Origin of the sequence: Vibrio fujianensis, from assembly GCF_002749895.1 — a bacterium.
Taxonomy (GTDB): Bacteria; Pseudomonadota; Gammaproteobacteria; order Enterobacterales; family Vibrionaceae; genus Vibrio; species Vibrio fujianensis.
In genome coordinates this window covers 26,341-27,544 of sequence record NZ_NBUS01000043.1, presented here as the reverse complement: position 1 = coordinate 27,544, position 1,204 = coordinate 26,341, and the positions used below count along the sequence as shown (strand labels likewise).

Sequence of the window (1,204 nt, the reverse complement as noted above, 5' to 3'; positions counted from 1 at the left end):
TCCCCGGGGGGGGGGAGCCGATAAAACACCCGTTGCAAAGCCACCGGCAACCCCTTCAATACTCGCTTTTTTTGCTTCGTCGGTCACATCAAGAAAACGGGGCAAAGCAGCCACGGCTAATAGACCGATCACGACAATGACGATCACTAATTCAACTAAGGAAAAGCCAGCGTATTTTTTCTTCATGAATCACCTTCTTTAAAGAGCATCATAAAACCTGTATCTGTCACTTTGCTTAACGCGCCTTTATGCGATAAAGCTTCGCTCTATTGTAAACTTGAAACCGTAGATGAAAAACTGTTGTTCTGTAAGGTAATTTTTATAAATTGCGCTTGCGTATAATATAGCTCACACTGATACCCTTGTGGTATGGGTTGCTCTTCCACTTGCAACTTTTTTTGCAAAATGTGTTGTTTAGGGTACAACCAGTTTAAAAGCTGAGTACACCGCTTGCCATCAACTTGTGTTGGTAACACCCACCCTGTCGCAGAAAAAGTCAATCGTTGCCCTTGCCATTGCAAATCGGATGGCTGATTTTCTAATAGCCATAGCTGTTTATAATCATTCGCTCGCTCAATAATCTCACGGTTGGCAAGCTCTAGTGCGGTACGCTCCAACGCCGCTTGTATTGGCGGCCAGGCTTGTAATAAGCCGATCAACAAGATGCCAATGACCAAAAACCACATCATGTATCTTGCTTGCTTAATTACCCTACCCTTTGATTGCATCAAGCATGCCCCACATGGGTAAGAAAATACCTAACGCCAACACCAAGACCATCGCAGCAACGATCACCAGTAAAATGGGTTCAATTCGCGCCGTGAGGGTTTTTAAATCATAGTCCACTTCACGGTCATAAAAATCAGCCACTTCGAGCAATAACTCATCCACTCGGCCAGTTTCTTCTCCGACGGCAATCATCTGCATCACTAATGGCGTGAAGATCTGGGTATTGGTCGCAGTAACGGTAATGCTGCCGCCCGCTTCAATTTCGCCTTTCATTTTCAGTAAACGTGATTCTAAAAACTTATTTTCCAACGCTTCAGCGGAAAGAGCCAAAGATTGGTTCAACGGCACTCCAGCTTTAAGCATTAAAGAAAAGGTTCGAGAGAAGCGAGCCAACTGAGCCCGATTGACAATGCCGCCGACCACCGGTATTCGTAACCGAAACTTATCCCATGTTTCTCGCCCCTGCGGCGTGGCC

Annotated in this window: 2 protein-coding genes and 1 pseudogene; all 3 read right to left on the bottom strand. The window is 45.7% G+C overall.

Annotation, left to right across the window (positions count from 1 at the left end; translation table 11 throughout):
* Positions 1-186: pseudogene (locus B7C60_RS18945) on the bottom strand (prepilin-type N-terminal cleavage/methylation domain-containing protein); the annotation flags it as partial.
* 80 nt (positions 187-266) lie between these two features.
* On the bottom strand, positions 267-689 hold the full coding sequence (locus B7C60_RS10905; RefSeq protein WP_157928698.1) for an MSHA biogenesis protein MshF: 423 nt from the start codon (positions 687-689) through the stop codon (positions 267-269).
* Between the two features lie 22 nt (positions 690-711).
* The coding region (locus B7C60_RS18940) for a type II secretion system F family protein (protein ID WP_245869230.1) at positions 712-1,204 on the bottom strand (493 nt) is incomplete at its 5' end.